Here is a 24,781-nt window from a genome sequence, read left to right on the forward strand (position 1 = left end):
TTATGATCATCCCGACTCCTTCCTCACGCTGGCCCTGGTCTCTAAACCAGACATAGTCTACGGGCTTCACTTGAGCCTTCGCCCTTATCTAATCAACCTTTAGCGGAGTGTACGACTCCCGGCTAGGATGGAATGCGCTACGCCCTCTTCCTATTTAGCTTTTCAGTCTTGAGGGACTGCTGGCGCATCAGGCTAGGAGAGCGTCGGGATCGACCGTTGTGCCATCTCATTGTTCGCCAGCAGACCTGGCAGGGAAACTTGTTCAAGCGTCGTGGGTGGGTTGCGGAGAATCGCAAGGCTATTTCCAATAGCCTGCCTCAAGCAGGCGTCATGTGCAGACCACGCGGCTTGGGCTCTTCATCCACGAGCAGAGCGGGCCGGTAAGCCTCTCCTTTTGACAAAACTACCCAGGCGATTCGGGCCATTTTGTTCGCGAGAGCCACTGCCGCGACGTTATGGTGCTTCCTTAGTGCGATGTTCTCAATCCAAGTTCTGAGGCCAATCGATTGCTTGGTCCCTCGCAGCATGACTGCCCGGGCTCCCTGGATGAAGAGCTTTCGCAGGTAGGGATTGCCCCGTTTGCTGATCCCCAATAGCTTCTGCTTTCCTCCTGTGGAGGATTCACGCGGCACCATGCCAACCCAGGCCGAGAACTCTCGACCCTTGCGAAACGCTGCTCCGTTTCCGATCGCCGCGATGAGCGCTGTTGCAGTCGGGGCCGATGCCGGGAACGGCGAGCAAGCGCCGACAGGATTCGTTCTCACGCGATGTCCGCTCCATGGCGCCGTCCGCCTCCCCGATGAAGTTCGCCAGCTCCTCCAGTTCGTGCTCGAGTTGCGAGATCAGCATGCGAAGTGCGCTGGAAAGCTTTGCTGTGGCATCTTCTAAAATTCCAGGTAAAGCCGCCTCAAGGGGACACCTCAAGAAAGGGAAATTTATGTACGCTAAGGGCCCCACCGCCTCGCGGCCTGTTCCCTAAAGCGAACGCCTCCGGAGTCTTAGGTCGGGCAAGCAACTGAGCTACTGGTTATGAGTCCGTCGGCCGGGGCTTTCGAGAACGGCTTTCCACGTACGCCAAGGGACCGTCTTAGGGTCACCAGATAGCCGATTATTCCAAGCTAAGCATCATACCGTGAAAATCGAGGGTGATCACATGAGCCTGGTTGAGTAGATCCATGCCGAGATTCCCCGCCGCCCAACTGCTCGTGTCGCTGCTCTGTTTGACCAGCACATGAGCAGGCTCCAAGCTCACATTGTGCCCACCTACCTGAAGGGTCACCGAGGGCAGCAAAACGGAATCGTAGCTGGAACTCCCACCCACGCCCGTCAGCTTGTGAGATTCTTTTTGCCCTGAAGACTTCAGGAGAGCGGGAAACTCCATGGCAAACGGAGGGCTCAGTACGGTGTGCGTAGCTCCGGTATCGAGAGTGAAGTCGAGCGACTTGCCTTGGAAGAAGACTTGCGTAACGGGAAACGATTCCTCGAAGGATAAATTTGAGGTTGAGAGATCAGTGTGTCTTGGGTTAAAGCCAAAAGCAAAAGTGCCATTTGGTTCCCAACGCAAAGTCTGCATCGCAAGCAGAACAGGAATTCCAAGAATACCGCGCTTGCCCTCCGGTAATTCGGCGAATGGCTCCTGCGTATCCGGCAGAACGCCAAAGGCAACGTTCTTCAAATGAAGTCCGCCGATGGTGACGTCCTTCGCCACCGCAACGCGAACACCGAGGTGCGCTCCGCTACTGTCACCAAGTTGGGTGTCTACATTCCGCACCATTAGGCTAAGTCTCTTGGCCTCTGATTCGCTCATGATGGAGAAGTTGGCGCCGGAGTCGAATACATAGTTCGCCTCTTTCCCAACAACGGCCAGCGGGAGGTACAAGTTTCCGTCTTCCATACGCATCTGAAGCGTGGATGCCTTTTTTCTGAGCACGATCTGGTTGGACTGACTCAGTGCGCTGAATAATGGGCGCATATTCTTCACGTCTTCCTCGGCAGGTTTTTCAGCAAGCATCGCGTCGATCTGGGTGAATGCTTTGCTATACAAGCCGTTTCTGAAGTAGAGGCTTGCCAGCAGTTCATGTGCTTTGTAGGCGTCCGGGGAATGTGGAGCGGCCTGGATCACGGCATCTAGATGCTTCTGTGCTGGCCCTATCCGATTGAATGCGGCTTCAACAGCAGAGCGATAAAAAAACGGAGCCTTGGTGTGTTCAGTCGCTTTGCGCAGCGAGAACCATTGATGCGACTCATATAGTGCTTGTAGCTGCGAGGCCGGGGCAGCCTGGCCGAAACAAGTGGAGATCAGAGGCACTACACAAAAAGCCATCCAGGCCCTTCTCGCGAGGCGCTTGCAACTTATACTGCCATTACAAGGAACATTTAGCATATTCGAATTCCTCGGGTGACAACAATGGACTCAATCGTTACTGGACGGAAACGGCGCGGTACAGTGTAGACCGGGCGACGCGGAACCGGGCAGCGATCTCAGCGACCGGAATATCAGCGGTTTTGAGCAGAGCACGGATGGTCTTCACCTCTTTGGGGGAGAGTTTTGCTGGACGGCCTCCCTTGCGACCGCGAGCACGTGCCGCTCTGAGACCAGCACATGTCCTCTCGCGGATCAGATTGCATTCAAACTCGGCGAGCGCCGCAAAGACGTGGAACACGAGTCGGCCTGCCGGTGAACCGGTCTCAATTTTTTCGGTGAGCGACACAAAATTGATCTTGCGGTGCTCCAGATCGGCGATGAGCGTCACAAGATCGGCCAGATTTCTGCCCAGCCGGTCCAATCTCCAAACGACCAGCATGTCGCCTTCACGCAGGCTCTTGAGACAACTTTCAAGATGTGGCCTGCCGGTGTTCTTTCCGCTGGCCTGCTCTTCGTAAATCTCGGCATTTGGCTCGCTTCAATGCGTCTCTTTGCAAGTCGAGAGTTTGGTCGTCTGTCGAAACGCGGGCGTAGCCGATGCGCATGTCTCGAATCTTATCAAGGCCGGGGTATTTCGGACACAGTTTATCGGACAAGTTGTGAGACACTTCTGAGCAGCGAAACAGCGCTTATCGTGGCGTGCTGCTCTTGTCCTGAAAACCTCCGTATTCGCTACACTCCTCGATCATGCCCCGTCGCGAGCTGCTGACCTCTTCAGAGCGCCTTGAACTGCTCGCCTTCCCAACGGATGAGGGAGAGCTGATTCGCCTGTACACGTTGACGAAGACTGATCTGGCCTTTGTCAGACAGCATCGCGGGGACCACAACCGCCTTGGCATTGCGGTGCTGATGAGCTATCTCCGCTACCAGGGAAGAGTGCTGGCGGGTGACGAAAGGCCGCACGGTCCTGTTCTCGATATCGTCGCCGGACAGCTCGGAATTCCGGTCGATGTGTGGGATGTCTATGCGGAGCGCGATGCGACGCGGCGAAGCCATCTGCTTGAGCTGCTGCCTCGGTTGGGAATGGAGCAGTTCGGGACCAGGCACTACCGATCCATCTCGGTCTGGCTTGATCCGACAGCCTTGCAGACGACGCGGGGGATCGTTCTCGCGCAAACCGTTGTAAATGAGCTTCGGAGACGGCTGATCGTTCTTCCTCCGGTTGCGGTGATCGAACGTCTCTGTGCCGAAACGATGACACGTGCACAGAGGAAGGTTTTCGCTCTTCTCACCGAGGACCTCAACCTTGAACAGCGCACCAAGCTGGATCAACTACTGGAACAACGCGAGGGAAGCCCGTACAGTGCGCTCTCGTGGTTACGGATGCCGCCGGGAGCGCCCACCCCGAGAGCCGTACTCGGCCATATCGAGCGGCTCAATGCGATCCGGGATCTTGGGTTATCTTTGGAGGTAGGTCATAAACTGCATCAGAACCCTCTCCTGCAGCTCGCCCGTGAAGCCGGCCAAACTGCGGTGTATCAACTCAAGGAGTACGAGCAGGCTCGGCGTCACGGCACACTGGTCGCGCTGATGATAGAAACGGCGGCGACGCTGATCGACGAAATCATCGACCTCAATGACCGACTGATCGGCAGTTTCTTTACCAAGTCGAAGAACAAATACGAACGAGCCTTTGCCGAACAGGGCAAAGCCATCAACGATAAGGTTCGGCTCTACGCGAGAGTTGGCGCGGCTCTGGTCGATGCCTGGGAGCAAGGGCGCGACCCGTTTGCGGCGATTGAAGCGATCGTACCCTGGGACTCTTTCTCTGCCAGCGTGAAAGAGGCAGCGGAACTCGCGCGGGATCAGGACTTCGATGCGCAAGACTTACTAGTTGAATTTCGGCGCCTGGAGAAAGAAGCAGAAAAACTGCTGACGGGCACTACTTAACTGTCAGGTGGACCTTTGTTTCACAGTTCATGCTGCCCTCACAATGTGGTCTCTCGAAACTGCCCCTATTGGGGTCAGCGGGTAGGTGTCGATAATCGACAAGACAGCAGCTCATGATATTTCGGAGCCGAGCTTTTCATATAGCAACCTGCGATGAACGCCCAGCGCCCGGGCCGCCTCTGCCTTGTTGCCCCCTGCTGCTTTCAGAGCCCGCTCAATCAACAGCCGTTCCCAAGCTTGTATCGACTCTCTGTATGGCAGTTCCAGCAGTTTTTCTAACCCGCTTCCTATTGATAATTCAGTTGTCGCCAGTTCATCGACCACGATAAGGTCGCAGGTGATGGCTCTCCCTCCGGCTCTCACCACCGCTCGTTCTACAATGTGCTCCAGTTCCCGGACATTGCCGGGAAATGCGTGACGCTGGAGCTTGAGAATTGTATCCTCCACAAAACCCGTAGCTCTCAGGCCGTGTTTCTCGCTGTATGACTGAAGAAAATGCTCTGCGAGCGGCAGGATATCCGAGCGGCGTTCTCGGAGTGAGGGCAGTCGAATAGGAACAACGCTCAATCGAAAATACAAATCGCTGCGAAAGTGGCCTGCTGCAACCTCTTCTTCCAGGTCGAGGTTTGTTGCTGCGATTACTCGAAAGTCTGCGTCAACCGATTGCGTCCCTCCCAGCCGCTCGAAGGTATGCTCCTGGAGAACCCGCAAGAGCTTCGGTTGAGTTTCGAGAGGAAGTTCGCCGACTTCATCGAGAAAAATCGTTCCGCCCTGTGCGCTCTCGAACTTACCGACCTTCCGATTGAGTGCTCCCGTGAAAGCACCCTTTTCGTAGCCAAACAGCTCTGATTCAATCAGGTTCTCTGGAAGGGCTGCACAGTTCACGACGACAAAAGCTGCATTGCGTCTTTCGCTGTGCGCGTGGATTGACTTCGCAACTAACTCCTTACCCGTGCCGGATTCTCCCGTTATCAGCACGGTGGAGTTGGTCTGGGCGACTCTCCCTATTTCTTTAAACACGTTGAGCATGAGTGGGGAAGTTCCAATGATCTCTCCTCTACGCGGACTTGGGTCGCCGACTTGCCGACGCAATTGCTTCACTTCCTTTTGAAGTGAGGAGTGTTCAAGCGCGCGGCGAATAGTCACAATCACGTCGTCCAAATCAAAAGGCTTGGTTACGAAGTCATAGGCGCCAAGCTGAATCGCATCGATCGCATTGTTGCTCGTGCCGTGGGCCGTGATGACAAGTGCGGGGAGATCAACGAGTCTTCCTTCTTCGCGAAGAAGATTCAGGAGCGTAGCTCCGTCCATCTCCGGCATTCTCCAGTCGCAGAGGAGGAGGTCGAGCTCTTGCTCCTGGATCATCGAGTAAGCTTCCTTGCCGTCCGAGGCCGTCAACACCTGATAACCGGCCTGGCTTAATGCTTCGGAAAGACTTTCTCGCAAATTGCGCTCATCATCGACGATGAGGATTCTTTCTGTCATACGCTGGCTCCACTTCGTTCCGATGCAATTGGTTCGCGCGGATGCTCCGCGAAACGAGGCAGAAGGAGGTCTGCAACTGTACCTCCGCCCGGCGCGCTCTTCAGCGTCAACGTCCCTTGGTGCGCACGGACCATTTCGTTGGCGATCGAAAGACCGAGTCCTGTGCCTCGTGCTTTCGTCGTAAAGAACGGGTCGAACGCTTTTGCCGAGATGTTGTTAGGCAAACCAGCCCCGTTGTCCTTGACCGTTATCCTGACATTCGTTGGAGTTGACGTTATGGATACTAGAATCCTCTTCTGCAAATCCCTCGTTCCCTCGAATGATTCCATCGCATTGCGGACGAGATTTTCCATGACCTGGCGCAACTTCAACGCATCGCCAAACAGATCGGCGCTGTCCGAATCGTTGCACACGAGTTCAATGGACGCACTTTCGGCCTCTGGCCGCAATGCCGCCAGCAAGTCTTCGCACATTTGCGCCGGATCGAAGCGCTTAACTTGAAGCTGAATTGGCTTGGCGAAGTAGAGGAGCCGGTCGAGGACTCCGCTGAGTCTGTCGATCTCTTCTAAAGTCAGCTTTGCGGATTGGTCTAGTTGCTCGGGGTCTTTGCTACGGAGAGACATCTGTGCGCGAAGGCGGATGGTCGCAAGAGGGTTCCGCAACTCATGCGCCACGCCTGCTGCGACTTGGCCGAGAGCAGCGAGACGTTCTTTGTGATGAAGCTGCTCGATGAGCTGACGTTCTGTCTCGATCTTCTGTTGCAGTGAAACTCCGAGCACATCTATTCCGCTCAGGATGCCATCCAATTCGGCGGAGCTTACACTACCCCGACGAGGCTGATTCAGATCCACTTCTAAATCCTTAAGGCGTCCTTGGATTGTCGAGACATCCGCCTGTACATTCCGGGTAATCCAGAATGCAACGCCAACACAAGCGATCGCGGCAAGCGCGAGACAACTCACTCCGAAGAGAGCCTGAAGATCTCTTCCAGTGTCCACATCGTGAATTCGCTGCATAGCCCAAACGCTTCCCAGAACCTGATTATTTCTGGAGAGGGGGACAGCTTGAAAGAGGATTACGTCCTTTTGTCCTCGGAAAACGAAGGATGACGGTTTGTCGCTGGATGCTGCTTGTTGGGCGACAGACAGGATCGTAGGGTGTTCGCGCGGGGGAATGTCGTTCTTCGGCCCTGGCCCGTCATTCGTCGGAAATGCGTATCCAAGCAAACTGTCCGTTGTCGAAGAGTAAAAACCTCCCTCCACTCCGGGGTCCCGGCGGAAGGCGCTCACGCTGAAGGCCGCGAGGATAGAATTTGCGCGGGGATTCGGTTCTGCCGCCAGAGCCTGAACGGCCTCACTGTTATTCGAGGAGCCCGTTGCGGTGAGATAGTCTTTCGCAAACGTGTTGACTACGGTGAAGAGGTGAGTAGCCGAACCACTGATGATCGTGGATTGCGTATGACGAAGGAGCAGGAAGAAGCCTGTCAGTGCCGACGCCAGCAAAACGCAGACCAGCAGAGTAAGCAACAAAATACGACTGCGAAGGCTGCGAAGCAGGCGAGTTGGAGTTAGCTGGCTCATTCACGGATTGCGTCCACGACATTCAATGCTGCCGCCCTCCTTGCAGGATAGATGCCGTAGAGGACAGCTACCATTGTCGCGGATAAGAGAGCGGTGGCGATACCGCCAAGCTGAACTGGCGTGTGCCATTGTAGTGCAAGGCCTGCTACGCCAACGGTGATGACAGCCAGAGCGACGCCGACCATCCCTCCGGCCAGGCTCAGGACGATGGATTCCAGGAGAAACTGCAATAGGATGCTAGTTCAATCTGCCCCAACAGCTCTTCGCACTCCTATCTCCCGCGTTCGTTTCGATATTGCGACGAGCATGATATTCATGATGCCGATCCCTCCCACCGCAAGCGAACCGCCGGCTGGAACATGATCCCCTTCCTTCACCTTGAGACCTTCAACGATCTCCTGTCCGTCAAACTTGATGTCTACACTATGGCTTGGATAGAGAGTGCCCGTAGACTTGACTGCGGTTTGAAGGTTGCCCACAACCGGCTTCACAACAGCCAGCACGGTTGTCGATTTCTTGTGGGTCGTGTTCAACCGCCTTGCCGTGAGCGCGACGATTGAACAGATGAGCGCAAGGATTGTCAGCGATCGTTTCATAGGGATGCCGTTATGAAGCCTGCTCATGCGTTGACCGTTGAAGCAGCTTGTGGGGCTTCCATCGACTGCGTATTTGGTACCAATAGTTGGAAAATTGCAGCGGCGAGTAGCGCGAGCACTGCAAAACCGAGAAAGGTCATGTTGAAGCCGAAGTGCTGCAGCACGAGTCCCGAGACGATGGGGCCGACGACTCCGCCGATGGCTTGTGCTGTTGCGAAGATTCCGAGCAGCGAGTTGAACTGTCCCTTGCCGCGCGTCAGATCTGCTGCAAAGGCGACGATGGCGACGCTGTAAATCCCAGCGCCGATGCCATCCAGCGCTTGAAGAGATACCACCATATGCGGGCTGTGGGCCAAGATATAAGAGAAGATTCGGAAGGGCAGAACCCAGAAAGCGATGGCCATGATAGGTTTTCTTCCCCAGGAATCGCAGAGTCTCCCCGTAGCCCAGGCCACAGGCACCATTACCAATTGCGCTGACAGCACGGTGAAGGTGGTGAGAGCGCTCGATCCTCCGAGTTGTTTGATGTAGAGGGCGGTGACTGGAAGGATTGGGGCATTTGCCAAGTGAAACAGCGCGACTGCGGCCAGCAAAAAGAGTACGGGGCGATCATGCAAAATCGTTCCCCATTTCACCTTAGGCTGCTTGCCGTCGCCGGATGCGACCTCCTCATTCAGTTCTTCCTTCCGCATCCAGTAGACGGAGAATGCACCAACCAGCGACGCGATCGCCACCGAATAGAAGATGGATGCGCTGCCGAAGTACCGGACGGCTACGAACGCCAGGAGCGCGGCAACGATATTTCCAACGTGGTTCCAGCCCTGATTTTCGCCAAGTGTGCGATTGAGAGCCTTGTAACCCACGAGTGCGAGAGCCAGCGCACCAAGGACAGGGATGAAGATGCTCTGTGCCACGCCAGAGAGGAAGAGTAACGAGTCAATCCAGAGCGCGCTACGGGGAACAAAAGGGATCACGCCAAAGCAGACACCAACGACGATAGAGGCGACAAAGAAGAGCAGTCGGCGGTTTTTGAACCGGTCAACCAGAACTCCGGCAGGCGTTTGGAAGAGGAGGGTTCCCAATCCAAGCAGTGCAGTGGCAAGTCCGATCTGGTCGTAACGCCAGCGCGCTTCTTTGAGAAAGGTGTTGAGGATGGGCAGGACGACGCCGACAGCTTCGGCCTGAAAGAAGTTAGCGGCATTGAGTCCAAAACGACTTTGGCGCGATGGAGCCCTGTCGGATGGATCGCTTTTTGCGTTCTGAACCATGCCAGTCTAAAAGGCACATTCACAGCCATTCCAGATCCTGTCGATTCGTAGTGTTTTGAGGGGCTTGGTGCGTTGCAGCGCGCCTAGAGTTCTTCAATGTGTTCGCTTTCCGCTCACGTGGTGAGCGCTCAGCGTACACATCGGGCCGTTCTTGGAATCGACCTGAAGTTCGAGATCGAATGATTTGTTGCAGTTGTGGAGGGCACGAGTTTGGCGAGAAGGTTGCCCTTCTCCATCGTGCAAGAAGGAGAAGCCCATGAAATCTACTCGTATATTTCTCATCGCGGCCCTCAGTCCAGCCCTTGTTCTGGCTGCAGCTGCTCAGGCCCCACCTCCAGCACCCCCACCCCCGCCCCCTGGAGCAGCCGCACCTCCTCCACCTCCCGGGGCTTCGGTGCCTGTACAGCAGGGAGTAACCGCAACTCATAACAGCCGTGTGAACGCCGTTGTGTACGGCCCGCAAGGAGAGATCCAAGCCTTCACACTGCGGAATGGCATCGCGGTCAGCCTGCCGCCTGACGTTGGAATGCGACTGCAATCGAGCGTCATCAGGGGAACGCGCGTTCAGGTCAGCGGCATACAACAGGTCATCGCCGGCCAAACGAGCTTGATCGCCCAAAGCATCACCACGAATGGCCAGACCTTTGTAGCGGCGGCGCCTGCGCCTCCTGACCTGGGGCCGGGCGTTGCGCGCGGGACACCGCCTCCTCCGCCTCCCGCAGGGCCGCAGGGGCCAAGAGTACCGCGTGGTCGGCGTGCTCCGGGAGCACCTCCACCTCCGCCTCCGGACGGAGCAGCCCCAGCTCCGCCAGACGGCGCAGTACCACCGCCTGTAGGTACGCCCCCTCCCCCTCCACCTCAGATGTAGAGGAGCAACGTCATGAAAACTCTCAAAGACTTATCGAAGCTTTCTGTTCTGATTCTGTTTGCAGGGTGCGCGGGCCCGATGGGCCCGCTGCTCGGCCTCGGACCGGGATGGGATGAAGTTGCGGGAATAACAGTCGTGGCAATAGTTGTTGCTCTCGCTTATCGACCGATCCGGAAACTCTTCTCGAATCGACTCAACGCAGCTGATTTCGCCTCACCGCAAAACATCGTAAGGGAGCGCTACGCGCGAGGAGAGATTAGCCAAGAAGAGTTCCAGCGCATCATGCAGCTTCTTTCTGAACGGTAGGAGAAATTCGTATGACCGATACACCACCTTTGCAGCCCTTCCATCAACGGTTGCCCGATGCTGCTGGAGTCCTCTCCTGGATTCATATCGGCGATCTCCACATGACCAAAGCCGGCGAGCAGAACCACCTTGACCTTGTCTCTATCGTCGAAGAGATCAATCGAGCCTTCACGGGTTCGTTAGCTTTCGTCTATATTCCCGGCGATGTTGCAGACGACGGGAGCGTAACTGAGTACAGAGTCGTGCGCGAGGCGCTCGACCGCCTTCAGGTCCCGTGGTGCTCCATCATCGGAGACCACGATGTCCATGAAAAGAGCTTCACCAATTATCTTGCCTTCATGGCTCATGCTAAGCACTATTCATTTCAAGTTGGATCGGTTCGCTTCGTTGCTCTTAACGCATTCGATATTCCCGATCCCGGCTCCTTCTGTCTTCTTGACGAACAGCTTGACTGGCTGGAGGAAGACCTTCGACAAGCGGAGCAAGAGAAACAATCCATCGTTCTTCTACTGCATTGCTATCCAACTGACCTCAAGCAAGGGGGAGACAGGTTGCGACGACTTGTCGAACGTCCTTCAGTCCGCCTCATCGACATGGGCCATACCCACTACAACGAGTTGGCAAATGACGGGCGAACCCTCTACACCGCAACCCGCTCGACAGGCCAGATTGAAGAGGGACCGGTAGGTTTCTCGGTGACGAACATCGACGGCCAGGTCATCAGTTGGAAGTTTCTTGCCCTAAACGAACTCCCATCTGTAGTGATTACGTCTCCCGCCGATGAGCGCTTCATCACAGACGCTGCTATGAAAGGCCACATCGCCGACGACGGAGTTTTGATTCGGGCCAAAGCATGGGGAAAGACTGAGATAAAGAATGCAGTCGCTACGCTTGAAGGCCAGTTAGTGCAGTTGTCGCAGATTGCGGAGAGCAACGTGTGGCAGGGCGAATTACATCGCTCAAGTCTTCCCGACGGCGTGTGCTCGCTCACCGTATCGGTAGAAGATGCACACGGCCAAACTGCGGAGGACAGCATTCGCTTAGTTCTTGGCGCTTCTGCTTACAACTCCCCGAGTCGTTCTGAGCGAGACCAGGACAACGCTGTCGCGGCCTGGCCGGAGCGCGGCCTGCTGGCGACCCAGCTCGGACCGAATAAGAACGGGAGGAAATGGTAGGTGCCCTCTCACATTCTTCTCCCCTTGATCGTCGGCGTCAGTATTGTGCTGATGCTCCTTCGACCGCGCGGCATCCCCGAGGTCTACTGGATCGGCGGCGGGGCGTTACTGCTTATCCTCTTGCAGTTGGTTCCTCTCAGGCTTGCGGGAAAGGCGGTCGCCGAGGGTTCAGATGTATATCTTTTCCTGATCGGCATGATGCTCCTCTCGGAACTGGCCCGCGAGCATGGCGTCTTCGATTGGCTCTCCTCCGTTGCGGTTCGAGGAGCAAACGGGTCAACTGCGCGGCTTTTCACCCTCATCTATGGAATCGGCACGCTCGTAACGATCTTCATGTCGAACGATGCCACCGCCGTCGTGTTGACGCCAGCCATCCTGAACGCAGTCCGAAAAGCCAAAGTACGGCCGCTTCCGCACCTCTTTGCCTGCGCTTTGATTGCGAACGCCGCCTCGTTTGTCCTACCCATCTCGAACCCTGCAAACCTCGTCGTGTTCCATCAGGGTATGCCACCTCTCAGTCGGTGGCTCCTTTCCTTCGGTGTACCGTCGATCCTTTCAATCGTCGCAACCTACGCGGTCATGCGTATGGTCTTCAAGAAAGATCTGGCCGCGCAAATTGAAGAGACGGTCGGCGCAAGGCCGCTCACTGGCAACGGAAAGATGGTTCTCATCGGCCTGGGTGTGGTGACTGCGGTGTTGCTGACGGCCTCAGCGCTGAATAAAGATCTCGGCCTGCCGACGTGTCTTGCTGCTCTTGCGATCACAGCAGCCGTTTCCATCAAAGCTCGCAGCAATCCGCTTGCGCTGGCAAAGGAGATCAGTTGGGGAACGATAGCGCTTGTAGCGGGACTCTTCATCATGGTGGATGCTGTCGAAAGCATCGGCGCCCTAAAGTTCACGCAAGCGGCGTTACAGTGGGCGCAAAGACTGGCTCCCGCACTCGGAGCGTTCGTGACAAGCGTCGCTGTAGGCATCGCAAACAACCTCTTAAATAACTTGCCGCTTGGATTGATCGCCGGGGGCACCTTGCAGGCAGCTCATGTAAAGGGATTGATTGCCAACGCTGTAATGATCGGAGTCGATCTGGGACCGAACCTCTCCGTCACAGGTTCATTGGCGACGATTCTCTGGTTGATCGCACTTCGCAGGGAAAAGCTCGATGTGAGCTTCTGGGGTTTTCTCAAGGTTGGAGCGATAGCAATGCCTATTGCGTTGTTTGTCTCCGTTGGAGGAGCCGTCCTCATGCACATGCTGTTCAAAGCATTTTGAACGCTTTGACCCGAAGAAAGTTTGGCTAAGAAAGGAGAATTATGAACTCAGGCTGGATTATCCCCTTCATCATCATCGGAGGTGCGCTGCAGACGTGTGGTGCCGCCATGAATGGACAACTCAACAAGCACATGGTCAACCCATGGCTGGCATCCGCGATTTCGTTCGCACTGATTACGTTTTTCTTCGTCGGAGCGTTCCTCATCATCCCTCATCCATTACCCACTACCGAGAACATCGCTTCGATGCCTTGGTGGGCAGTCATCGGAGGTCTTGTGGGAGCAGTCCAGGTGTATGCCGGATTGACACTAGTGAATCGAGTCGGAGCGGGACCATTCATGGGCTTCACCGTCACCTCGGCGCTTATCATGTCCTTGGTAGTCGATCACTTCGGCTGGTTTCGTATGGACACTCACCCAATCACCCCGCTGCGAGTACTTGGCGGCCTGCTTCTGATTGGCGGGGTGACTCTGATCGCGAAGTTCTAGATGCAATATTCTTGACGTTTGGTGTAGACCCAGATAGCTAAAGATGGATTAGAAAATTGGTGGATGAGGCGATGGCTTGTCATTCCAGCTCTGCGGAATTGAGTCATTCCTTCGATTGCTAAAGGAGCTGAGAATCTAGGCAACCCTGGGATTCAAGTCGAGGATCCAATGCTCCCATTCGTCGTTGCACAACGTGATCAGCATGAGGTCTGTGGCATCGGGTCAGTAGAAGCGGGTTGGTCTTTACGATCAGCAATAAGAGGCGACAGCTTATTGGAGGCCACGCCCAAAAGCTCAGTCGGGTGTACGGGCTTGGCAAATATCTCGAAGGAATGACCGTCCTGCTGCGCTTGCTCCAACATTTGACCTGTTGCCGCCTGCCCGGAAAAAAGGGCTATGTGGCAATCGGGGCATAGCGCTCTGAAAAGAACTGCGAGGTCAATGCCATTCATTCCTGGCAGGCACACATCAATTATCGCCAGCTGCGGGCACCACTCGGCAGATTCCACGATCGCCACTGCCTCTTCTGCGGAATAACCGCCACGGGCTTCATAGCCAGAATTCGAGAAGATTGTCACTAGAGTGTCCGTGATCACACGTTCGTCATCGACGATCAGCACCTTTGGTTTTTGTGAGCCCAACATCTGAATATTCCCCGTTTCTAAAACATTCTTTTGAAGGCACGCTGGTCAGGAGCGCATTTAAAGACTAGGGTCAATCTAGGCCAATCGGGTGAGCCTTTTGAGGAACCGCGCAAGTCAGTTTCGAGGCGGTAGGGATCGTCTCCCCTTCTCCCTGATTGTTTGCACTATTACATATCTCCATACCTCCTTCCTGCTGAACCGAATCCTGAGGTCAACACACACGCGTTACGTGCACCATATAGCCGCTGATAGCATACCGGATGTTGCTTGTAAGCGCTTGATTTCATTGAGTAAATTGCATGAGTGAAATCGAGAGCCGGAAGGAGTTTCGATGTCCGATCAAGGAGTCTCGCTGCCGGAATGGTCGGCCCGAATCCGTGGCCTTCTGGTTCGGTTGAAGCTCTCACAAGCAGGATTGGCAACGCGTGTTGGCGTTTCTCCTGCGACGGTTACGCGCTGGATGAAGGGCAGCCATCAACCGAACAGCGCCGCTTATGCAGCTATCGGAAATCTGGCGGGCGCCCCGGATGGAATCTACTTCTGGGAACGCGCCGGAGTCGATCCGGCTAACTTTCCAGATACGAATTTGCGCATTACGTTATCCTCGCTGCAGGTCAATTTAAAAGACTTCAATCTGGTGAGTTCAAGAAAGCTTTCGAGCAAAGTGATTGCCGAGAGATCTACGGCGGTCGTCCTTCCTCTCCTGTACGTCGTCGCCTATGGAGATCGTGTGCCGCCTAAACCGCATGTGCCGCTTTCCGAAGCAGAAGTTGAAGATGTTCTTATGGCTCCCCTTCGCTGGTGCCCACACCCGGAGAGCATGATAAGCATGCGAGTTGCTGGGGACTCCATGGCTCCCATCATTCCGCCCGATGCCATTATCGCAGTAGATACCGCGGTAACGGAGCGCGACGCCCTCAATCAAAGGCTCACTGTATTTTCTCATCGCGATCTCGGCTTCAAGGTGGCTCGGCTACAAAGACTGCCTTCCTCGGACATTCTTGTGTCAGCAAACCACAAATACCTGCCCGTGGACGTCAGCGATCATTCGAAGTGGAAGGTTATCGGCGCAGTCGTGTGGTGGGTCTCGAAAGATCCTATGGAATCCGACGTTGTAAACGCACAAGAGAACTGAGCAGGTCTTGTGGTCCTTACGAAGAGAACTTTCAGTCGCTACCTAATTGGTCCGATCTGTCGTGCTCTTTAAGAAGGCACGCTGCGGCAGGAGGGCCAACCCAGCCAAATGGAAGCTGAAAACCGTTCCTCTGCCGAGAATGCTTTTTACGTATATCTTGGAGCCGCACTTATTGATGATCTCCTGGCTGAGCCAAAATCCGATGCCATTTCCGGTCGCCTTCTCGGTTGTGTAGAATGCCTCGAAGATCCTTGGTATAACCTCTGCTGGTATGCCCACGCCCGTGTCGGCAACGGTCAGGCGGACCCCCTTTTGGGCATAGCGTCCAGCGCATTTCCAATCAGATTAGTATGACTTGGCGCAACTCACCTGGCGGTGCTTCTACCGAGATGTTTTGGCTCTATTTTTCCGGGTAATTAGGACGACCGGAGTGCCAAACAGGTTTATGATGTCGGGTATACGACATAGAGCCTACCTAAGGCATCTAATCGAAAGGTTGAGCTGCCGTAAAACGCATTCCATTCAGGCTGAGAAGTACGAGAGGCAATGCGATGACCGATCTGTCAGCCACAAAATTCGATGTTGAGATCTTTCTGAAGACAGCAGGAATAGGACGAAAAATCGTCCAATTAAAGGCCAAGCAATCCTTCTTCTCCCAGGGAAATCCGGCCGACTCCGTCTTCTATCTTCAACACGGCCGCGCAAGACTCACTGTTGTCTCGAGCGCCGGTAAAGAAGCCACCATCACGCTCCTGTCCCCAGGCGACTTCGTCGGAGAAGAATCAATTGCGGCGGTGAAAGGTCTGCGTTTGGCGACCGCATCGGCCATTATTGACTGTATTGCGCTCAAGATCGAACGCGATGAGATGATCCGCATCATGCATCAAGAGCACGCTCTTTCTGAGGTGTTCATGGCTTACCTGTTGACCCGCAGTATGCGGGTCCAGGCCGACCTCGTTGATCAACTCTTCAACTCCAGCGAGAGGCGTCTTGCGCGAATCCTCTTGCTGATGGCCGAGTTCGGCCAACCGGGCGAAGAGCAAACGTTGATTCCTCCGATTACGCAGGAAACTCTCGCGGATATGATCGGGACTACCCGCTCTCGCGTCAGTTTCTTCATGAATCGCTTTCGCAAGATGGGCTTCATCGAATACAACGGTCGCATCCAGGTTCACAAATCGCTGCTAAATGTGATCCTCCACGACCAACCGTCCGAAGAAAATGCTACAAGTGCTCCACTTTTGAGCCCTTCAAAGAAGTGACATCAGACAATTCCACGGAGGACTGCACAGATGATCCTTGTAAGCTCCCCGGGTTGTCCTCTCTTAGACTGGGGACGGAAGCGATCTCCGCATCCAGTTTGACGATACGTTTTCGGTACATTTCCTGAAGCCCCCGCAAGCCCTGGACTTGATCCGGCGAGATCGAAGACTCGTTCTGTTTGACGAGGTGCATTTCGGTGGACTCGATATCATGTTTGGCATCTGCAATTCGATCTTGGAGACGCTTAACCACTGTGTTGGGCATACTCATTAAGCTTCGCAGAAATAAAGTGCGCAGCATGAGCAAAACAGAACAGACCAGGGATTTTCCAAAGTGAGATGCTTACCTTGGGTATGTGTCGGAGTGCCCTTGAGGCGTGCGATGTCCAAGATCGAGATTCTGCTTGTGGATGATGACGAAGTTGTACGCTACAGCCTGTGCAAGATATTAGAGGCGGACGGCTTCGTTGTGACCACGGCAGCTAATGTCTCGGAAGCTCTCAAGCATATCAACTCAACTGTCTTCGATGTGCTACTGACTGATCTTCATATGCCTGGAGCAGGAGATGGGTTGACGGTTGTGAGCGCGATGCGTCACTCCAATCCAAAAGCTGTCACGATGGTTTTGAGCGCTTTTCCGGAGATGGAGGCAGCAGCTCGTGCCATTTTGCAGCAGACCGATCAGATTCTGGTAAAACCTATGGAAGTAATGGCGCTCGTCAAGGCGATTAAGCAGAGGGTGAAGACCGGAGCGCCTCTTCCACAGGTGGTGGAGACGGTCGCGGAGATCCTGCAACGCTCGGTAGAGGAGACCATTCAGGCATGGTATGGCCGCATCAAGACTGACAAGAAGGTGATGGCAGTTTCGATGACATTCGAGCAGCGCACCAGTCATCTGCAACAAGTTTTCAGGGATCTGGTGTCTCGACTTGAATCCAGCAAGCCGATTGGGAGCAAGGAACTGGTGTCAAAAGCAGCTAGCGATCATGGAATCAACCGGCAAGAGCAGGGATATACCGCAGCCATGCTGGTGGAAGAGTCACGGATGTTGCAGGTCTGCATCTTCGATACCTTGCAGAAAAATCTGGCAACTATCGATTTCAGTGTGCTGCTGATTGGCGTGATGACGATCGCAGACGAAGTAGATTCCCAGCTAAGCCAGGCGATGGATAGTTTCATCGCGGAGTCGGTTGCAGATGCGCTACCTGCTTAAGGGCCAGACAGGAATGGCGATATTACCTATCCATTCATTTGTGGGAGATCGTGACCTCCACTCCGAAGGGCTGACAGCGTGAACAAACCAAACCCCGTCTCGACAGTGGCACTTATTGAGGTGGTCAACTCAGTCGAAGGCCTGGTCAATTTGGCTTATCTCATCGAGCAGAATCGGCACAATCCCGACGACGTTTTGCGATACATCAGAATGGTAGATGTCACGTTAAAGCGTATGACGAGCCTCATCATTCAAACTCAAATCTTAGAGACGTTGGAAACCGCTACGCAGTAAGACGGGTCGTTAGATTCTGATCGGTATCATGTATGTTCTTAGATTCCAGGGAACCTACTCCCGAATCATCCCCGATCTCCCCACGTCTCAACCAACTGAGGCCACGTCGTCACCGGAAACTTCGTGCCGCCGCAGACCAAACGCATGCCCGCCCTGGGCGTACAAATGCATCTCCCGGAAACCCCCGCCTTCTTCGGCGCAATGTAGTAAGCCAGCGAGTCGTCTACGTTATCGACGTGGTCATCCTCGCTCTGCAGCAAGAACGTAGGCGGCGTCGGGGGTCGCTGGCTTTTCGGGAATTCCTCCGTCCGCTTCTCCGTAAAAAGCTAAATGCGACAAATTCCCGCAGGGAGTTCTCGTGGGACACGTATCTCGTCCCTATTGGAGTTGGGTTCTTCCTCTCCGCTTTGATGGTTTCGGCGTTCTAGGTTCCGCAACTTCGCCTTCTGGATGTGCTCCAAGCGACGATTTATGTGGCTGTTCTCACACTGACTCGACGAAACAACCCTTGGGAGTTTGGCATTGGGGTCATCATATCGATGGCCTGGAACTGCCTCAATTTGTTCGTGACTCATCTCTCCCGAAGGGAGCGGCGCAGTTCTGGTTGTTGGTGCACACGCGCATGTGAGTAAGCCCGATAGGCTGATGGTGATGGTTGGGTGCGTGGCCCATTTTCTGCTCATCCTCGCTTGCATGGCGGGTTTTCTTCGGCTGCAACCTAGTGGGAAGCAATGGGGTCAGTTCTCCGGGGAGGCATTTTGGCTTTGGCCTACTTCGCTCTGATAATCGCCATCGCACGACCAGGGCAGCGTTCATCATGAAGGGCCGGATGAGAAACCAAGTATTGAATTACTATGTCGAAAGTAGGCCGAACGAAGGCGGTCCTTTCCCAAATGCCGCCGCTCTCGCTTGAAACTTGGCCGGGAGGAGCATTCCGATGGTCGCGAACAGACTACATTGTGGGTCGCGCTTTCCAAACGAATGGAAGACTTCGCTCTTTTGGTTCCCCCCTGACGAGAAGCATCCCTACAGCGAGTCGTGCTAGACTTTCGCCCATGCCTCTCATCATCATTCTGATCATTCTCCTGTTGTTATTCGGCGGCGGCGGCTATTATATGGGCCCCGGCATCGGCTATTACGGCGGTGGTGGCATTAGCCTTGTCCTCGCGATTGTGATCATCTACCTGTTGTTTGGTAGAGGCCGAAGCCGCTTGTAGGATTGGCGATAAATCTCTATGGGTCAGTTGACAAAGGGAAAGTCTGCCTAACTGGAGGCTCTCCCAGGGTCGGTACCTCAAACTGTGGACTTTTATTATTCCGGATCGGCTGCACCGCCAACCAGAGGAGTTGGGCGCGCTCGCGTCGTCGATGTCCTGATCAATTTCCCCGTTGCTGCCACTCTTCTCAACGCTTGGATAATTGCAGCAGGACCCGAAGACTACTGACTGTGGCGCCGGCAATGAAAGCCTCGATCTGCTCCTGCGGTTGTTCGCCGTCCCTGCGCTGATCCGAGTGTGCCTATTCCTGTGCGTCGGCCCACCCGCGATGCCAATCCACCGTTTTTCCGTCGCTAGGTTTACCCTCTTTGCCTGCTTGGAACCCTGCTTTGTACTCGGCGGAATCTTCGTTTGCAGAGGGAAGTTCGTCCGCATCTGGAAGTTGATTGATCTTGTCTATCTCTGCCATGCCACACCTCGTTGTATTGGTCGCATAAAGCGCCGTGATGACCAGGGCCACCTAAGCACCATTAATTTCTTTGATGCGGTCCGCGGTTCTTCTGTGCTGATGTTGCGCGGCATCTAAAAGCACCCTAGTTTCGGTTCCGAGCAGAGACGCGAGCGCCCGTGAACGACAACCTGGGCTATGACTAAGGGCCTGCCTGCCGCGCATCGCTCTCTCAGCGCTTGTGTGTTGGCCCACCTGGTTGATGTCGACAAGAACCACCCTCTTGCCTTCGCAGTGTCTCCTTCAATTTCTGGCATCCAACCTTTCATGGAAACGAGGAGAGTGCATCACGGACGCAACACAGGAAACAACACGAAAGAACGACATGGCTCCAGAATCAAATCCAACAAAAATCGAGCGCAATGAATTTGTCGGAGGGGAAACATCACTCGGAAGTAACGCGACACCGTAATCGAGTCAGTACTCTCGGTGCATCCGCAACTTCGCGAGTCTCGTGGCCCTCATGGCATAACATTGCGGGCCCACGCTGAGGTAGGCGCCAAGAATGGTGTGGGCGGGTGCATGGAAATCATAAGTTATCTCGACCGGCTTGATCCCGCATAGGTCGGTAGACTGGACCATCCGCACCCGTCAAACCATTTTGGCTAAAACCTTGCGCTACGGTTCGTCTCCCATCCGCTTGCCGTCGGTGACTCATAGCCCCTCGCGTCCCGTGACAACGGACTCGCCATGATCCCCGCACTGTTCACGAGTATGTTCAGTGGCTTGCCGGAGGCGAGGAACCTCTCGGCAAAGGCATCGATCGAAACCGGATTGAGCAGATCCATCGCCTCGATCTCGACGTCGAGACCGTGCAGGGCGCGTACGGCCTTGTCGTGATCGCGAGTCGGGACGATGACACTGGCGCCGGCGGAACGCAGAACTCGCGCGGTGTCCAGGCCAATACCGGAATAGCCGCCGGTGACGATTGCAACCTTGCTAGACAGGTCGATGCCCTAGATAACCTCGGCCGCAGTAGAAGCGGCGTCAAAGCCGGAATGGATGGGCTTTTGCAAAGGCGGCTTTCACACAGAAACTGGCATTGCAACTTTAACCACGGTACTTCATCGGCGTAACGCCAACCATCCGACGAAAAACCTTTGTGAAATGACTTTGGTCAGCGAAGCCTACCGCAGCGCCCGCCTCGCCGACGCTAAAGGTCGGATCGCGAATGTACTGCTTCGCACGTTCGATTCTGCACTGCAGGACGTATTGATATGCAGTCAGTCCAGTACTCGCCTTGAATAACTCACAGAAGTAATGAGGACTCATTCCCGCTAATTCGGCAAGCTCCCATAGACGAAGGTCCTGGGCAAAGTTCTGGTTGATAAAATCAAGGACTCGATTCAGACGGGCTGTAGGCATACCCCCACGAAATTGGGCGCTATTGTTTGTTCGAGCCGAATAACGCCGGATGAGGTAGAGGCCGAGCGTCAAACCAAGAGACTCACCATACAGAGGGCCAGCCGGAGAGCCATCTTCCAGGTCGGCATGCATAGCGAGCATCAATGATTGAATATGACGATCGCGAAGATTCCAGTGTGTCCTTAACTCTAACTCATTGAGATGCGCAGTGTTCTCAATTGAGCGCGCGAGGAAACCTCGCTCCATGACCAGGACGATCCGAGTTGTTGGACCCGACCAGGTGAGCCGATCACGAGTACCCGCCGGTAACAAATAGATTGTGCCAGGACTGTTGGCTGCACTGTGAGTCCGTCCTTCGGTAGTCCACTGAGCCTTGATTTCTCCCCGAGTAAGAAGGTTCACAAAATGGGTTGGATGCTCATGATCCGGGATGGCGACGCCCGGGATGTCACTGAACGACTCCAGGGCTATTCCATTCCAACCGGCTCCCTTACTTGTAATCGAAGAGCGGGTAGGAAAAGGGCACATGGCGCACCCTCCACGCATCACTTCTACGGCGTCGACAGGAAGAACCCCAGAATTAGCCACTGCTTAACCTCCCCATACGGAAGATCAATAGGAACAGCATACCCCCGTTTCACCATTGACCGGTTCTTTAGACCAATTAAATCGGAATAACTGACCAACACCGGAACATTTGACCAACCTTTTCGCGGTACCGTGTTCCTCATCAGCTGAGAAACCGAAAGGGGTCCAAGATCACCACGGAAGGTTTCCCAAGGGTGCTCGAATACATCCACGCGAACGATAGTGGAAACATCAGCCTGGCAGCCATGGCCAAGATCGCCGAAGTGACGCCGCACCATTTTGCGTCCTTGTTTACGAAAGCGACCGGACTGAGTCCGCACCAGTATGTTCTGCGGGCAAGAATCGAGCGAGCGAAGATCCACTTGCAAGATGAAATGCTGAGCGTGGCGCAGGTGAGCAAGCTCACTGGGTTTAGAACCCAGGAACACTTTACGAAGGTATTTCGGCGAATCGTCGGCGTAACTCCGAGCAAGTTCCGCGAAAGACTAACTAACAAATGCTAGTGGAAACACCCTCTTAGCTTGGGTATCACCAGAGAAACTAGGCGCAACGTAATCAAGAGAGGTCCACCGTGAGTGTCCTATCCACGACCCTCCTAGTGATCCTTTGTCTCTATCTGGAGTATCTGATGAACCGTATAGGCGAAATGATTTACCTGGTGGAAGACGCCCCCCAACTGCGAGAGGCTCTCTCAGGCTTCCTCGCCGCGATGGAGTTTGAGGTGTTGTGTTTCGGATCAGCGGCAGAATACCTCGCTTACGTCAGATCTGACGTAAGCGCATGCCTGATACTTGAAATGGGACTGAAAGACATGCACGGCCTAGAGCTGCAGCGTCGGCTAGCTGGGGAATTGTGCCCGCCGATCATCTTCATCAGCGAACATGGCAGCGTCATATCGATAGTGAGTGCGATGAAGGCCGGTGCGGTGGAGTGCCTAACTAAGCCTGTAGATTATGAGGCATTGCTGATGGCTATTGAGGCAGCCCTCGCACAAGATCGGAGGGTGAGGCAGAAGCAGGCTGATAAAGCAAAGCTCCGAGAACGACTTCGCTCCTTGACTCCTCGCCAACGAGAGGTATTTTCACTTGTTGTCGGAGGGCTTCTTAATAAGCAAGCCGCGGCCATTCTCGATATCAGTGAAGTAACTTTACAAATCCATCGAAGTCAGATCATGCGGAAGATGGCCGCGGACTCGTTCGCAGAGCTTGTCAGGATGGCGGTAAAGCTCCACATCCCATACTGGCGGGCGGCCTCTACAGGTGAATGCCTCCCATCGTTCAAAGATCTTCTCAACAGATAGCTGTGATTGTGCGTACGATGACCTTCGCGAACAAGAATAGGTCCGCATCTAATCGACGGCCCTGTCACCACAGCTAGTGGCGCGACTTAGGCTTTTGTGGATCGGGCACCGTGAACTTCACCGTTTCGCTGGTGATTACCTTTGTGGGTGGGGTCTGCCAGTTCAATCAGCACCTTATGAGGGCCAGGTTCCAGGCCGACCAGGGTGATCGTTTCGCCGCTAGCGTCGACAAAGTGCCAGGGTGCGTCATCAACGGTGATGTGGATATGACCGATGCGCGGCGACACGTCGAGGGCTCCTTTGCCGAAGACCGGCACGACGCGCAGGTTTTCCGTCCGGTACTGGATGAAGACGCGCCCCTGAGCCAGCGGCTCGGGAAGCGGTGGATCGACAATCAGCTTTGGGGGTGGCTCGTTTTCGATGGCGACCAATGGTGATGGACCGCGAATGTCCTTGGCGCTCTGGGGAGAGGCTCCGGCGACAGGCAAGCTGCAGGGCGGCCATGGCGGCTATGTACCTGAGAGATGCGCGCATCATGCTCCTTTCAAAGAGAGTTTGGTGGAGGAGCGTGCCAGCAGAGGCGTCGGGTCACAGCTCCTGAGAATTCGTCGATTTCTTTTTCGCACAGGCTCCAGGGCCGCTACAGCGAACGCTTGCCTCGATCCTTTCGATTGAACCTCGATCCCATCAAAAAGCCGATGTGCGCAGTCTGCAGCTCAATGCTGCCTTCGCAGAGTCTGCAAGTGTCGCCACTGCCGCGGCCAGCATGATGAAATCTTTGACGATCAGCCGGCCTACACCCGAGAGATACGGGAATCCGTGATTGGCATCTCCGAGCGCGGGCACCCAGGCCTCCGGGGTACTAATCAGAAATGACAGGGTCGTACACGACATCAGGATGAGTAGGCCGCTCCCAAGCGCAGATAGCTCCGGTTTGACGGGATAGAGAGCAATAAGAATACCGATGACTATGATGACGGCGCCCAACGCGTGTGAAAACGCGTATGTGCCATTTTCCTGATGCCAGGCTCTATGCTGCAGGTTCAGTTCCCCTTCTTTATTCATGTGGGTTCGATACTCTGACGGCCGATGATAGAGAAAGCTCATCACTGGACTGTTCGCAACGAGAGGAACAATGCTATCCGCTTCGTAATCCACGAATTTGAGTCACCCAATCCAGAGTAGGACGATCACTAAAGCGCCCCGCAGCATGCTCATCGCCACACGATCAAGTTTCGAGGCAGCAGACAAGCCTGACAATAACCAGCGGCCGGGCAACGATGTTTCATCTTGAGGCGATTTCTTGTCCATCGAGGAGGCTCCTGTCCGACGTGCCAAAGTGCAATCATTCCCTAATCAGGCAGAACCGCAGATACTATTCATGCGATGTCAATTTGAGAGCCGGAACTTTTACCGCCGCGGACGCCACAGAAGCGCCTGTAGGTCCCCCACAGAGATGGGTCGTCGTTGCCACTTTGTTCCGCCGGTTGAGGACGGCATTGGTTGAGGAGTACCCCACGGTCATAGCAAGAACCAGGAGCGCTCCGGGAATCATAGGTGGACTTGGAACCGGAATGTCGAAGAACCGGCAACCTGCACCGACTATGAAACTGATCACGAGACCGATCATGACTTTCATTTGACAGCTCCGAGAGCTAAGAATTGCTAGGCCTGGCATGAGCATTCAGAAGTTGTCGGCTCATAGCGCTCCGAACCCGAATCTCATATGCCCTCGCTGCAAGGAACACTAGCCAATAACAGATCGGATTGCTATCACGTATTTACGTTAGGGTCGTCGCGCCAGCACTTTTCCTGAATCGCAGGAGTCCTGGACTAATGATGCGCCGCCGCTCAGTGCGCTCTGGTTCCAAACCGATCCAAATATTCCCTAATACAAACACGTGA

30 protein-coding genes and 2 pseudogenes are annotated in these 24,781 nt (G+C 54.7%); 12 read left to right on the top strand and 20 right to left on the bottom strand.

All coding sequences use genetic code 11. The features are described from left to right. Window positions 1-317: 317 nt before the first annotated feature. The 5 genes and pseudogenes from HDF10_RS21435 to HDF10_RS21595 form a co-directional block, all read right to left on the bottom strand. Complete coding sequence (locus HDF10_RS21435) at window positions 318-698, bottom strand: transposase (protein ID WP_406706545.1); 381 nt, start codon at window positions 696-698, stop codon at window positions 318-320. Further along, complete coding sequence (locus tag HDF10_RS20990) at window positions 622-849, bottom strand: hypothetical protein (RefSeq protein WP_260177906.1); 228 nt, start codon at window positions 847-849, stop codon at window positions 622-624. Before HDF10_RS20990 ends, HDF10_RS21435 begins: the two co-directional genes overlap by 77 nt. A gap of 259 nt (window positions 850-1,108) precedes the next feature. Further along, window positions 1,109-2,308: an aspartyl protease family protein gene (locus HDF10_RS14650; protein ID WP_183814642.1), complete on the bottom strand. Its 1,200-nt coding sequence runs from the start codon at window positions 2,306-2,308 to the stop codon at window positions 1,109-1,111. Between the two features lie 112 nt (window positions 2,309-2,420). Further along, on the bottom strand, window positions 2,421-2,621 hold the full coding sequence (locus HDF10_RS21590; protein ID WP_455685154.1) for a helix-turn-helix domain-containing protein: 201 nt from the start codon (window positions 2,619-2,621) through the stop codon (window positions 2,421-2,423). 6 nt (window positions 2,622-2,627) lie between these two features. Continuing rightward, window positions 2,628-2,970: pseudogene (locus HDF10_RS21595) on the bottom strand (recombinase family protein); the annotation flags it as partial. 142 nt (window positions 2,971-3,112) lie between these two features. On the opposite strand from HDF10_RS21595, the gene HDF10_RS14660 reads away from it, so the two are divergent. Beyond that, entirely contained in the window at window positions 3,113-4,315 is a 1,203-nt protein-coding gene (locus HDF10_RS14660; protein WP_183814643.1) for a DUF4158 domain-containing protein, read from the top strand. 111 nt (window positions 4,316-4,426) lie between these two features. Here the strand turns inward: HDF10_RS14660 and HDF10_RS14665 are convergent, their stop codons facing one another. The 6 genes and pseudogenes from HDF10_RS14665 to HDF10_RS14685 all read right to left on the bottom strand — a co-directional run bounded on the left by HDF10_RS14665 (window position 4,427) and on the right by HDF10_RS14685 (window position 9,244). Next, on the bottom strand, window positions 4,427-5,800 hold the full coding sequence (locus HDF10_RS14665) for a sigma-54-dependent transcriptional regulator (protein WP_183814644.1): 1,374 nt from the start codon (window positions 5,798-5,800) through the stop codon (window positions 4,427-4,429). Further along, entirely contained in the window at window positions 5,797-6,762 is a 966-nt protein-coding gene (locus tag HDF10_RS14670) for a sensor histidine kinase (protein ID WP_183814645.1), read from the bottom strand. Before HDF10_RS14670 ends, HDF10_RS14665 begins: the two co-directional genes overlap by 4 nt. Window positions 6,763-6,804: 42 nt before the next feature. Beyond that, window positions 6,805-7,380 (bottom strand): annotated as a pseudogene (locus tag HDF10_RS21620) (hypothetical protein); the annotation flags it as partial. Further along, the gene (locus HDF10_RS14675; protein WP_183814646.1) at window positions 7,377-7,610 is read right to left on the bottom strand and encodes an ABC transporter permease; all 234 of its coding nucleotides are present in this window, start codon (window positions 7,608-7,610) and stop codon (window positions 7,377-7,379) included. The pseudogene HDF10_RS21620 and the gene HDF10_RS14675, both read right to left, overlap by 4 nt. Before the next feature lie 12 nt (window positions 7,611-7,622). Beyond that, window positions 7,623-7,976 carry an FtsX-like permease family protein gene (locus tag HDF10_RS14680; RefSeq protein ID WP_183814647.1) on the bottom strand — a complete coding sequence of 118 codons (354 nt, stop codon included), beginning with the start codon at window positions 7,974-7,976 and terminating at the stop codon, window positions 7,623-7,625. Window positions 7,977-7,999: 23 nt separating this feature from the next. Then, the gene (locus HDF10_RS14685; protein ID WP_183814648.1) at window positions 8,000-9,244 is read right to left on the bottom strand and encodes an MFS transporter; all 1,245 of its coding nucleotides are present in this window, start codon (window positions 9,242-9,244) and stop codon (window positions 8,000-8,002) included. A gap of 256 nt (window positions 9,245-9,500) precedes the next feature. Between HDF10_RS14685 and HDF10_RS14690 the strand changes: the two genes are divergently transcribed. From HDF10_RS14690 to HDF10_RS14710, 5 genes are read left to right on the top strand one after another with little or no spacing between them, the layout of a single operon-like run. Further along, on the top strand, window positions 9,501-10,112 hold the full coding sequence (locus tag HDF10_RS14690; protein ID WP_183814649.1) for a hypothetical protein: 612 nt from the start codon (window positions 9,501-9,503) through the stop codon (window positions 10,110-10,112). Window positions 10,113-10,124: 12 nt separating this feature from the next. Next, the gene (locus HDF10_RS14695) at window positions 10,125-10,418 is read left to right on the top strand and encodes an SHOCT domain-containing protein (protein WP_183814650.1); all 294 of its coding nucleotides are present in this window, start codon (window positions 10,125-10,127) and stop codon (window positions 10,416-10,418) included. 11 nt (window positions 10,419-10,429) lie between these two features. Further along, the gene (locus HDF10_RS14700; RefSeq protein WP_183814651.1) at window positions 10,430-11,593 is read left to right on the top strand and encodes a metallophosphoesterase family protein; all 1,164 of its coding nucleotides are present in this window, start codon (window positions 10,430-10,432) and stop codon (window positions 11,591-11,593) included. Beyond that, window positions 11,594-12,862 carry an SLC13 family permease gene (locus HDF10_RS14705; RefSeq protein ID WP_311732765.1) on the top strand — a complete coding sequence of 423 codons (1,269 nt, stop codon included), beginning with the start codon at window positions 11,594-11,596 and terminating at the stop codon, window positions 12,860-12,862. It abuts the gene before it with no gap. A 41-nt stretch (window positions 12,863-12,903) separates the two neighbouring features. Continuing rightward, window positions 12,904-13,350 carry a DMT family transporter gene (locus HDF10_RS14710; RefSeq protein ID WP_183814652.1) on the top strand — a complete coding sequence of 149 codons (447 nt, stop codon included), beginning with the start codon at window positions 12,904-12,906 and terminating at the stop codon, window positions 13,348-13,350. A gap of 197 nt (window positions 13,351-13,547) precedes the next feature. Here the strand turns inward: HDF10_RS14710 and HDF10_RS14715 are convergent, their stop codons facing one another. Next, a complete protein-coding gene (locus tag HDF10_RS14715; protein ID WP_183814653.1) occupies window positions 13,548-13,994 on the bottom strand; it encodes a response regulator in 447 nt (148 codons plus the stop codon). Window positions 13,995-14,325: 331 nt separating this feature from the next. On the opposite strand from HDF10_RS14715, the gene HDF10_RS14720 reads away from it, so the two are divergent. After that, on the top strand, window positions 14,326-15,129 hold the full coding sequence (locus tag HDF10_RS14720; protein ID WP_183814654.1) for an XRE family transcriptional regulator: 804 nt from the start codon (window positions 14,326-14,328) through the stop codon (window positions 15,127-15,129). A gap of 42 nt (window positions 15,130-15,171) precedes the next feature. Here HDF10_RS14720 and HDF10_RS14725 read toward each other — a convergent pair whose 3' ends face one another. Continuing rightward, on the bottom strand, window positions 15,172-15,408 hold the full coding sequence (locus HDF10_RS14725; protein ID WP_311732766.1) for an ATP-binding protein: 237 nt from the start codon (window positions 15,406-15,408) through the stop codon (window positions 15,172-15,174). Window positions 15,409-15,680: 272 nt separating this feature from the next. On the opposite strand from HDF10_RS14725, the gene HDF10_RS14730 reads away from it, so the two are divergent. The 3 genes from HDF10_RS14730 to HDF10_RS14740 all read left to right on the top strand — a co-directional run bounded on the left by HDF10_RS14730 (window position 15,681) and on the right by HDF10_RS14740 (window position 19,115). Then, window positions 15,681-16,391 (top strand): Crp/Fnr family transcriptional regulator, encoded by a 711-nt coding sequence (locus tag HDF10_RS14730; protein ID WP_183814655.1) that lies wholly within the window; start codon window positions 15,681-15,683, stop codon window positions 16,389-16,391. Between the two features lie 382 nt (window positions 16,392-16,773). Continuing rightward, window positions 16,774-17,604: a response regulator gene (locus tag HDF10_RS14735; RefSeq protein ID WP_183814656.1), complete on the top strand. Its 831-nt coding sequence runs from the start codon at window positions 16,774-16,776 to the stop codon at window positions 17,602-17,604. 1,349 nt (window positions 17,605-18,953) lie between these two features. Further along, window positions 18,954-19,115: a DUF3309 family protein gene (locus tag HDF10_RS14740; protein WP_183814657.1), complete on the top strand. Its 162-nt coding sequence runs from the start codon at window positions 18,954-18,956 to the stop codon at window positions 19,113-19,115. 301 nt (window positions 19,116-19,416) lie between these two features. On the opposite strand, the gene HDF10_RS14745 is transcribed toward HDF10_RS14740, so the two are convergent. From HDF10_RS14745 to HDF10_RS14755, 3 genes are all read right to left on the bottom strand, one after another. Continuing rightward, the gene (locus HDF10_RS14745; protein ID WP_183815211.1) at window positions 19,417-19,584 is read right to left on the bottom strand and encodes a hypothetical protein; all 168 of its coding nucleotides are present in this window, start codon (window positions 19,582-19,584) and stop codon (window positions 19,417-19,419) included. Between the two features lie 644 nt (window positions 19,585-20,228). After that, window positions 20,229-20,576 carry an SDR family NAD(P)-dependent oxidoreductase gene (locus tag HDF10_RS21445; protein WP_406706548.1) on the bottom strand — a complete coding sequence of 116 codons (348 nt, stop codon included), beginning with the start codon at window positions 20,574-20,576 and terminating at the stop codon, window positions 20,229-20,231. A 97-nt stretch (window positions 20,577-20,673) separates the two neighbouring features. After that, window positions 20,674-21,234: a helix-turn-helix transcriptional regulator gene (locus HDF10_RS14755; protein ID WP_183814658.1), complete on the bottom strand. Its 561-nt coding sequence runs from the start codon at window positions 21,232-21,234 to the stop codon at window positions 20,674-20,676. Window positions 21,235-21,770: 536 nt separating this feature from the next. Between HDF10_RS14755 and HDF10_RS14760 the strand changes: the two genes are divergently transcribed. Together HDF10_RS14760 and HDF10_RS14765 are read left to right on the top strand one after the other, a co-directional pair. Beyond that, window positions 21,771-22,079 carry a helix-turn-helix domain-containing protein gene (locus HDF10_RS14760; RefSeq protein WP_183814659.1) on the top strand — a complete coding sequence of 103 codons (309 nt, stop codon included), beginning with the start codon at window positions 21,771-21,773 and terminating at the stop codon, window positions 22,077-22,079. 125 nt (window positions 22,080-22,204) lie between these two features. Next, the gene (locus HDF10_RS14765) at window positions 22,205-22,876 is read left to right on the top strand and encodes a response regulator transcription factor (protein WP_183814660.1); all 672 of its coding nucleotides are present in this window, start codon (window positions 22,205-22,207) and stop codon (window positions 22,874-22,876) included. 86 nt (window positions 22,877-22,962) lie between these two features. Here the strand turns inward: HDF10_RS14765 and HDF10_RS14770 are convergent, their stop codons facing one another. The 4 genes from HDF10_RS14770 to HDF10_RS21450 all read right to left on the bottom strand — a co-directional run bounded on the left by HDF10_RS14770 (window position 22,963) and on the right by HDF10_RS21450 (window position 24,560). Beyond that, window positions 22,963-23,364, bottom strand: coding sequence for a DUF6130 family protein (locus HDF10_RS14770; protein ID WP_221271766.1), 402 nt, complete (start codon window positions 23,362-23,364; stop codon window positions 22,963-22,965). A 199-nt stretch (window positions 23,365-23,563) separates the two neighbouring features. Continuing rightward, window positions 23,564-24,034 carry a DUF417 family protein gene (locus HDF10_RS14775; protein ID WP_311732767.1) on the bottom strand — a complete coding sequence of 157 codons (471 nt, stop codon included), beginning with the start codon at window positions 24,032-24,034 and terminating at the stop codon, window positions 23,564-23,566. Between the two features lie 9 nt (window positions 24,035-24,043). Then, window positions 24,044-24,187, bottom strand: a complete 144-nt coding sequence (locus HDF10_RS20995; protein WP_260177907.1) for a hypothetical protein — start codon at window positions 24,185-24,187, stop codon at window positions 24,044-24,046. A gap of 64 nt (window positions 24,188-24,251) precedes the next feature. After that, complete coding sequence (locus HDF10_RS21450; protein ID WP_406706452.1) at window positions 24,252-24,560, bottom strand: DUF1427 family protein; 309 nt, start codon at window positions 24,558-24,560, stop codon at window positions 24,252-24,254. Window positions 24,561-24,781: the final 221 nt, after the last annotated feature.

It is taken from the genome of Tunturiibacter empetritectus (assembly GCF_014201375.1).
GTDB lineage: Bacteria > Acidobacteriota > Terriglobia > Terriglobales > Acidobacteriaceae > Edaphobacter > Edaphobacter lichenicola_D.

Excerpts from the sequence above, each read along its gene's own strand:
- HDF10_RS20990 (WP_260177906.1), bottom strand. The coding sequence starts at position 849 with ATGCTGATCTCGCAACTCGAGCACGAACTGGAGGAGCTGGCGAACTTC.
- HDF10_RS14660 (WP_183814643.1), top strand. The coding sequence starts at position 3,113 with ATGCCCCGTCGCGAGCTGCTGACCTCTTCAGAGCGCCTTGAACTGCTC.
- HDF10_RS14665 (WP_183814644.1), bottom strand. The coding sequence starts at position 5,800 with ATGACAGAAAGAATCCTCATCGTCGATGATGAGCGCAATTTGCGAGAA.
- HDF10_RS14680 (WP_183814647.1), bottom strand. The coding sequence starts at position 7,976 with ATGAAACGATCGCTGACAATCCTTGCGCTCATCTGTTCAATCGTCGCG.
- HDF10_RS14685 (WP_183814648.1), bottom strand. The coding sequence starts at position 9,244 with ATGGTTCAGAACGCAAAAAGCGATCCATCCGACAGGGCTCCATCGCGC.
- HDF10_RS14690 (WP_183814649.1), top strand. The coding sequence starts at position 9,501 with ATGAAATCTACTCGTATATTTCTCATCGCGGCCCTCAGTCCAGCCCTT.
- HDF10_RS14695 (WP_183814650.1), top strand. The coding sequence starts at position 10,125 with ATGAAAACTCTCAAAGACTTATCGAAGCTTTCTGTTCTGATTCTGTTT.
- HDF10_RS14700 (WP_183814651.1), top strand. The coding sequence starts at position 10,430 with ATGACCGATACACCACCTTTGCAGCCCTTCCATCAACGGTTGCCCGAT.
- HDF10_RS14710 (WP_183814652.1), top strand. The coding sequence starts at position 12,904 with ATGAACTCAGGCTGGATTATCCCCTTCATCATCATCGGAGGTGCGCTG.
- HDF10_RS14715 (WP_183814653.1), bottom strand. The coding sequence starts at position 13,994 with ATGTTGGGCTCACAAAAACCAAAGGTGCTGATCGTCGATGACGAACGT.
- HDF10_RS14720 (WP_183814654.1), top strand. The coding sequence starts at position 14,326 with ATGTCCGATCAAGGAGTCTCGCTGCCGGAATGGTCGGCCCGAATCCGT.
- HDF10_RS14730 (WP_183814655.1), top strand. The coding sequence starts at position 15,681 with ATGACCGATCTGTCAGCCACAAAATTCGATGTTGAGATCTTTCTGAAG.
- HDF10_RS14735 (WP_183814656.1), top strand. The coding sequence starts at position 16,774 with ATGTCCAAGATCGAGATTCTGCTTGTGGATGATGACGAAGTTGTACGC.
- HDF10_RS14740 (WP_183814657.1), top strand. The coding sequence starts at position 18,954 with ATGCCTCTCATCATCATTCTGATCATTCTCCTGTTGTTATTCGGCGGC.
- HDF10_RS14745 (WP_183815211.1), bottom strand. The coding sequence starts at position 19,584 with ATGGCAGAGATAGACAAGATCAATCAACTTCCAGATGCGGACGAACTT.
- HDF10_RS14755 (WP_183814658.1), bottom strand. The coding sequence starts at position 21,234 with ATGGAGCGAGGTTTCCTCGCGCGCTCAATTGAGAACACTGCGCATCTC.
- HDF10_RS14765 (WP_183814660.1), top strand. The coding sequence starts at position 22,205 with ATGAACCGTATAGGCGAAATGATTTACCTGGTGGAAGACGCCCCCCAA.
- HDF10_RS20995 (WP_260177907.1), bottom strand. The coding sequence starts at position 24,187 with ATGGACAAGAAATCGCCTCAAGATGAAACATCGTTGCCCGGCCGCTGG.
- HDF10_RS21450 (WP_406706452.1), bottom strand. The coding sequence starts at position 24,560 with ATGCTCATGCCAGGCCTAGCAATTCTTAGCTCTCGGAGCTGTCAAATG.